Annotated in this window: 6 protein-coding genes; 2 read left to right on the forward strand and 4 right to left on the reverse strand. The window is 58.9% G+C overall.

All coding sequences use genetic code 11. The features are described 5' to 3' along the window. Nucleotide 1 precedes the first annotated feature (1 nt). Nucleotides 2-1,195 (reverse strand): formaldehyde dehydrogenase, glutathione-independent, encoded by a 1,194-nt coding sequence (gene fdhA / locus GHO41_RS19080; protein ID WP_048372319.1) that lies wholly within the window; start codon nucleotides 1,193-1,195, stop codon nucleotides 2-4. A gap of 218 nt (nucleotides 1,196-1,413) precedes the next feature. Here fdhA and GHO41_RS19085 point away from each other — a divergent pair, with 218 nt between their 5' ends. Further along, nucleotides 1,414-2,445 carry an RHS repeat-associated core domain-containing protein gene (locus GHO41_RS19085; RefSeq protein WP_082148778.1) on the forward strand — a complete coding sequence of 344 codons (1,032 nt, stop codon included), beginning with the start codon at nucleotides 1,414-1,416 and terminating at the stop codon, nucleotides 2,443-2,445. Between the two features lie 209 nt (nucleotides 2,446-2,654). After that, nucleotides 2,655-3,296 (forward strand): RHS repeat-associated core domain-containing protein, encoded by a 642-nt coding sequence (locus GHO41_RS30785; protein ID WP_371928979.1) that lies wholly within the window; start codon nucleotides 2,655-2,657, stop codon nucleotides 3,294-3,296. 7 nt (nucleotides 3,297-3,303) lie between these two features. On the opposite strand, the gene purU is transcribed toward GHO41_RS30785, so the two are convergent. From purU to GHO41_RS19105, 3 genes are all read right to left on the reverse strand, one after another. Continuing rightward, a complete protein-coding gene (gene purU, locus GHO41_RS19095; RefSeq protein ID WP_153434347.1) occupies nucleotides 3,304-4,161 on the reverse strand; it encodes a formyltetrahydrofolate deformylase in 858 nt (285 codons plus the stop codon). A 142-nt stretch (nucleotides 4,162-4,303) separates the two neighbouring features. Continuing rightward, nucleotides 4,304-4,936 (reverse strand): sarcosine oxidase subunit gamma, encoded by a 633-nt coding sequence (locus GHO41_RS19100; protein ID WP_048372325.1) that lies wholly within the window; start codon nucleotides 4,934-4,936, stop codon nucleotides 4,304-4,306. Between the two features lie 12 nt (nucleotides 4,937-4,948). Further along, nucleotides 4,949-7,108, reverse strand: a 2,160-nt coding sequence (locus GHO41_RS19105) for a glycine cleavage T C-terminal barrel domain-containing protein (protein WP_153434348.1), incomplete at its 5' end; no start/stop codon positions are given.

The raw sequence follows: 7,108 nt of genomic DNA on the forward strand, positions 1-7,108 counted from the left end.
ATCAGCTAAACAACGTATGCGGATCAATCACAAACTTCTTCGGCACACCCGCATCAAACTCGCCATACCCACGCGGGGCGTCATTCAAGCTGATCACCTCTACGCCCACAATGTCGGCAATTTTGATGCGGTCCCACATGATCGCCTGCATCAGTTGGCGGTTGTATTTCATGACCGGGGTTTGCCCGGTGTGGAAGGTGTGGGATTTGGCCCAGCCCAGACCAAAGCGGATGCTCAGGCTGCCCATTTTGGCGGCCGCATCGACAGCGCCCGGGTCTTCGGTGACGTACAAGCCCGGAATACCGATTTTACCCGCCACCCGCACCACGCCCATCAGTGAGTTGAGCACCGTGGCCGGGGCTTCGTGCTTGACGCCGTCATGGCCGTGACCACGGGCTTCAAAGCCCACCGCATCGACCGCGCAGTCGACTTCCGGCTCGCCCAGCAACTCGGCGATTTGCTCATGCAGCGGGGTGTCCTTGGACAGGTCGGCAATCTCAAAGCCCTGCGCCTTGGCATGCGCCAGACGGATCGGGTTGACGTCACCGACAATCACCACCGCAGCACCCAGCAAGCGCGCTGACGCCGCCGCAGCCAGGCCTACCGGGCCAGCACCGGCGATGTACACCGTGCTGCCGGGGCCAACGCCCGCCGTGACCGCGCCGTGGTAGCCGGTGGGCAGGATGTCGGAGAGGCAGGTCAGGTCGCGGATTTTCTCCATGGCGGCGTCGCGGTTCGGCAGTTTGAGCAGGTTGAAATCGGCATACGGCACCAGCACATATTCCGCCTGGCCGCCGACCCAATCGCCCATGTCCACATAGCCATACGCACCGCCGGGACGGGCCGGGTTGACGGTCAGGCACACGCCGGTGTTTTGCTCTTTGCAACTGCGGCAACGCCCGCACGCCACGTTGAACGGCACCGACACCAGATCGCCGACTTTCAAATGCTCAACGTCACGCCCGGCTTCGATCACCTCGCCAGTGATCTCGTGGCCCAGCACCAGCCCCACTTGCGCCGTGGTGCGACCGCGCACCATGTGCTGGTCAGACCCACAAATATTGGTCGACACCACCCGCAGGATCACCCCGTGATGGATCGGCTTGCCTTGAGGGTTTTGCATCTTGGGAAAAGGAATGTTCTGCACTTCAACCTGGCCATTGCCCAGGTACACCACACCGCGATTGTCAGCCATCGTATTCACCCTTGTTGTTGTTGGAGGTGAAGCAGTTTTAACGTGTCGCTTGCAGCTTAGAGCTTGCTGCTGCCGTCAAAGCACCACTGTGCGACATCGGCATAGGCAAATACGTCGTACACGACCTCGTTACCTAACAGATCTGCTAGCTAGGCAAAACGTACCGGCACTTTGATACTGACTCATGCTTCCCATTAGTGAGCCTTCATGAGGTCAGCATGAGCACACGATTCAACCCCAACACCAGCGTCTACCAATACGACCCCTTGGATCGCCTGGCCGACAGCAACGGCCTTCAACGTTTTTACAACAACACCCGCATCGCCACTGAAATTGAAGGCACTCTGCAAAGCCGTTTTTTTGAAACGCACTCACACCCCTTGGCAGTGCAACAACAGGGTGCTGCTCGTGGCACCACCTTGCTGGCAACCGATCAGCATGCCTCGGTGCTCAATGGCGTCAGCCCAGAGGGGCATCAGCAGACGAGGGCTTACTTGCCATTTGGTTATCACGCCATTGGCACCGCGCTCACAGGTTGGGGGTTTAACGGCGAACGACCAGAGCCAATAACAGGGCATTATTTATTGGGCCAAGGTTACCGGGCGTTTAATCCGGTATTAATGCGCTTTAATAGCCCGGACAGTTGGAGCCCCTTTGGAAAAGGAGGCATAAACATGTATGCCTACTGCACTGATCCAATTAACAACTCAGACCCGTCGGGGCATTGGATAAAGCGCTTTCTTCGCAGCATAAACGTCATGGCGCCTCCTGAAATAAAAACAAACCGTTTGATCGCCATTCAAAATAAACAAACCCAACAGTACGCGCCTCTCGTAAGGCATTACAAAACCGATGCCCAAGACGCTGACCTGACGTTTAAACGTCTTAGTGAGCGCACCCTGATCGAACAGCGTGCTCGTTTGAATAGAAACAACAAAGCTATTTCAAGAGAAATGCACAAGGCTCAGCAAGGGTTGATATCAACGGGTAGGGAAACATCAGCGTCCACTCCCAATGACTTGGGTATTAAATTATTCAATGTGTCACCGGTTGGCAGCTTAGGGCCTGATGACAGCCAGGATTTTAGAGCCCTGCTACAGGGCATTAGGCACGTTCAAAGCCTGCACCAAATCAGACACCGCATTATTTCTATTCGATTGGCGAATGAAGGCCGGGGGGTTAATTTACCGGATGCACAACTACCCTACTGGGACCGTTACTTCGGCACAGATCCTAGAAGGGGGTCTTAAACATGAAACCTTGCGTTGCAGCGCTATCAATGGTCTATCACTACGACCCACTGGACAGACTGTCCGGGGTCGATGGGCGGCGTCGCTTTTATAATCGTCAACGGATCGCCACCGAGCTAGAAGGGCCGGCTCACCGCTGTTTTTTTGAGTCACCGAGTCAACCATTGGCCCAGTTCAAGCGGGGTGATGACACGCCCTCGACACTGCTGATGACTGACCAGCATTCTTGCGTTCTGTTGAGCCTCAATACCGACGGGCTACAGTCCTATCCCTACTCCGCGTACGGGCATCGGCCCATACCGATGAATCAACAGAGTGTGCTGGGATTTAATGGCGAACGAGTCGACACCATCACCGGGCACTATTTACTGGGCCTGGGGTATCGGGCATTCAATCCGGTATTGATGCGCTTCAACAGCCCGGACAGTTGGAGCCCGTTTGGCAAAGGTGGCACTAATACGTACGCCTATTGCAAAGGGGACCCAGTCAATCATGTCGATCCTGATGGGCATCTCACACTTTACCCGCTCAAAATCCATGTCATTACCCTTGATGTGGTTCAAAGAGGTCGACCCAGAGCGCCAGTCAATACCCGCCTCCTCCGATCCCGCTCACCGTCGCCACCTAACTTTATTCCACCCCCTCCGCCGGTTCATCTCCCTCCTCCCGCTCCTGTGGCGAGAGTACCTGCACATAGCGTTCCTTTAGATATAAATCCAGTGGTCCACCTCCGGCCAGCGCCGCCACCCGACTTAATGCCACCTCCCTCGCCCGTTCTTGTGCAGACATCACGGGCGCCCAATTCGGCTGCGACTGTCAGCAACACAATCAGTTCTATTCGCGAAACCTAAACTGGGGTTACAGCACCACCGTGCGCCCTCCATTCAAAAACACCCGCCGTTCAATGTGATAGCCCACACCTCGCGCCAGGGTCTGGGCTTCGATGTCGCGGCCTTTGGCGATCAAGTCTTCGGGGTAGTGGCTATGGTCTACAACCTCCACGCCTTGGGCGATGATCGGGCCTTCGTCCAGGTCGTTATTGATGTAGTGCGCGGTGGCGCCCACCAGTTTCACGCCTTTCTCGTAGGCCTGGTGATACGGCTTGGCGCCTTTAAAACCGGGGAGCAACGAGTGGTGAATGTTGATGGCCTTGCCGTCGAGTTTGCGGCACAGCTCGGGTGACAGCACTTGCATGTAGCGGGCAAGAATCACCAGTTCGGCGCCGGTGTCTTCGATCACTTGCCACACACGGGCCTCTTGCGCGGGCTTGTTGGCCGGGTCGAGGGCGAAGTGGTGATACGGGATGCCATGCCATTGCGCCAGCGGCTCAAGGTCAGGGTGGTTGGACACCACCGCCACCACGTCCATCGACAGTTGGCCGATGCGTTGGCGATACAGCAAATCGTTCAGGCAATGATCCGCCTTGGAAACCATGATCAGCACTTTGGGCCGGTAGTGCGGTGGGGTCAGCTCAAAGGTCATGCCGAAGGCCTTGCCCCGCTCAGCCAGCCCTTCGCGAAAGGCGTTCTCGTCAAAACCGTCGGGCTGACGGAATTCAACACGAATAAAAAATCGCCCCGAACGCTGATCATCAAAGGAATGGTGCTCGGTGACGTAGCTACGGTGTTCAAACAGATAGCGGGTCACGGCGTCGACCGTGCCTAGCAGGCTGGGGCAATCAGCCGTGAGGATCCAGGTGTCAGGGGCGCGGCTCATGGTGCAATTCCTTGTTATATGAGAGTTAACACCCCCCTGTGGGAGCGGGCTTGCTCGCGATTCAAGCGACGCGGTGTATTTGATTCACCGCGCTGATGCCATCGCGAGCAAGCCCGCTCCCACAGGAGACTTACAGTGGACATCAGGCCTCAACATTCAGCCCATATTCCGCCGCCGCATCTTGCAGCCACAGCCACCAGTAATCCGAGAAACTGCGGCGGATCAACAGCTCCCAGGTGTCTTCAGCCGTGTGCCGGATCACCAGCTGCGACTTGGCAAACACGGTGCCCACCGCCTTGCCCACCGGGAAGTTGTCGGGGTGCACGTCGTAGCTCGTCGACTTCATCAGCACGTTGCGCACGTTCGGCCCGCTCAGTTCCAGCAGTTGCTGCCCGCCACTGACGTTAACCACCGAAATATGCAGCCCCGCCAACGCGGCGCGCAGGGCTTGTTCCACGGCGTATTCCTGACCGCCGGGGACGATGAGCAGCCATTCATCCGGGCCCATCCATTGCAGCGAACTGTCGCCCTTGGCCACCAGGCTCAAGGCCACCGGCAACTCCAGGCCCAGCGCCTTGTGCACGCCTTCGGCAAAGGCCGGGTCTTTGGCGTCACCGCGCAGGGTCAGGTGGCCCAGCAGTTTTTTCTCGCGCACGGTCACGCCGGGGTTTTTACGGCCCTTGCCGATCAACTTGGCCAAGTGGGCGTGATGCAGCGATGACTCGGCTTTGGCGCCCGAGTCCGGGCGTTGTTGGTATACGTTTGCGGTCGTCATGAGATCACCCACTCAAATATTCTGCCGGTCGCCTTTCGGGTCGAAGAACACCGAAGACACAATTTCAGCCTCGATCACGCTGCCATCCGCCTGGGGTGAGAACACCCGCTCGCCGAGGCGCTTGAGGCCACCCTTGACCACGCCCATGGCAAACGAATACCCCAGCGAGTTATGCGCATAGCTGGAGGTCACATGACCAACCATGGTCATGGGGATGGTCTGTTTAGGATCGAACACCAGTTGCGCGCCTTCCGGCATCCATTTATTCGGGTCGACCGGCTTGAGGCCCACCAACTGTTTACGCTGGTCACGCACACAGTCTTCGCGATTCATGCCGCGCCAGCCGATCCACGAGAACGGTTTGGTGCGGCCCACACACCAGCCCATGTTGAGGTCGTCCGGGGTCATGGAGCCGTCGGTGTCCTGGCCAACGATGATGAAACCCTTCTCGGCGCGCAGCACGTGCATGGTCTCGGTGCCGTACGGGGTCAGGTTGTATTGCTTGCCCGCCTCAGCGATTTTTTCCAGCACGCCCATGGCGTAGTCAGCCTGGATGTTGACCTCGTACGACAGCTCGCCGGTAAACGAAATACGGAACACCCGCGCCGGCACGCCCGCCACCAGGCCTTCTTTCCAGGTCATGAACGGGAACGCATCGCGGTCCAGATCAATGTCGGTCACTTCGCTCAGCAGCTTGCGGCTGTTGGGGCCGCTCAAGGTCAGCGTTGCGTAGTGGTCGGTGACCGAGGTGAAGTACACCTTGAGTTCCGGCCATTCCGTCTGTTGATAGATTTCCAGCCATTGCAGCACGCGGGCCGCACCGCCGGTGGTGGTGGTCATGACGAAATGGTTGTCGGCCAGACACGCCGTCACACCGTCGTCGAAGACCATGCCGTCTTCTTTGCACATCAGCCCGTAACGCGCCTTGCCCACATCCAGCTTGGTCCAGGCGTTGGTGTAAATGCGGTTTAAAAACTCCCGCGCATCCGGGCCTTGAATGTCGATTTTGCCCAGGGTCGAGGCGTCCAGAATACCGACGCTGTCGCGCACCGCCTGGCACTCGCGTTTAACCGCAGCATGCAGGTCTTCGCCGTGACGCGGGAAGTACCACGGGCGTTTCCACTGGCCGACGTCTTCAAACTCGGCGCCCTGTTTAACGTGCCAGGCCTGCAAGGCGGTGTAACGCACCGGCTCGAAGATGTGCCCGCAATGGCGACCCGCCACCGCGCCGAACGTCACTGGCGTGTAGTTGGGGCGGAACATGGTGGTGCCCATCTGCGGGATGGTCACGTTCAACGAACGCGCAGCAATCGCCAGACCGTTAACGTTGCCCAGCTTGCCCTGATCAGTACCAAAGCCCAGCGCGGTGTAGCGTTTGACGTGCTCGACCGACTCAAAGCCTTCACGAGTGGCCAGCTCAATCGCGGCCGCCGTGACGTCGTTTTGCAGGTCGACAAATTGTTTGGGGGCCCGCGCCGTGGCTTTTTCGTGGGGCACCTGAAACAGCGCCACGGTGGCTTCCTGCACTTGATTCAAGGCTTTGGGCAACACGCCCTCGACCGCTTTAAACCCGGCTTCGCTCGCTGCGCGCACGCCGCCTTCAAAGCCATCGGCCAGGCTGTCACCCAACCCGTACACGCCATTAATGCCGCCGACGCACACGCGCTTTTGCGGTGCTTCGCCCGGTACAAACCCCAAGATGTCTTCGCGCCAGATCGGCTTGCCACCCAAGTGCGAGGCCAAGTGCACCACCGGGCTGTAACCGCCCGAGGTCGCCACCAGGTCACACACCAGCCATTCGCCGGGGCTGGTAACGCTGTGGGTTTTAAGGTCAATGGCCGCCACACGGGCGCCGGTCACGCGCTTGCTGCCACGGGCTTCGATCACCGCACTGCCGGTCAAGATCCGAATGCCTTTGGCCCGCGCTTCTTCAACCAGCGCGCCGCGCGGATTGCTCCGTGCATCGGCCACCGCCACCACCTGTTGGCCGGCATCAAGCCAGTCCAGCGCGACGCGGTAGGCGTAATCGTTGTTGGTGCTCAGCAGCAATTTTTTACCCGGCGCCACGCCGTAGCGGCGTACGTAGGTCGACACCGCGCCTGCCAGCATGTTGCCCGGCACGTCGTTGTTGCCGTACACCAGCGGGCGCTCGCAGGCGCCGGTGGCCAGCAC

This window comes from Pseudomonas sp. FSL R10-0399, assembly GCF_009600165.1.
GTDB lineage: Bacteria > Pseudomonadota > Gammaproteobacteria > Pseudomonadales > Pseudomonadaceae > Aquipseudomonas > Aquipseudomonas helleri.

What these genes read in the sequence shown, in the direction of transcription:
- fdhA (WP_048372319.1), bottom strand. Translation starts at nt 1,195, where the DNA reads ATGGCTGACAATCGCGGTGTGGTGTACCTGGGCAATGGCCAGGTTGAA.
- GHO41_RS19085 (WP_082148778.1), top strand. Translation starts at nt 1,414, where the DNA reads ATGAGCACACGATTCAACCCCAACACCAGCGTCTACCAATACGACCCC.
- GHO41_RS30785 (WP_371928979.1), top strand. Translation starts at nt 2,655, where the DNA reads ATGACTGACCAGCATTCTTGCGTTCTGTTGAGCCTCAATACCGACGGG.
- purU (WP_153434347.1), bottom strand. Translation starts at nt 4,161, where the DNA reads ATGAGCCGCGCCCCTGACACCTGGATCCTCACGGCTGATTGCCCCAGC.
- GHO41_RS19100 (WP_048372325.1), bottom strand. Translation starts at nt 4,936, where the DNA reads ATGACGACCGCAAACGTATACCAACAACGCCCGGACTCGGGCGCCAAA.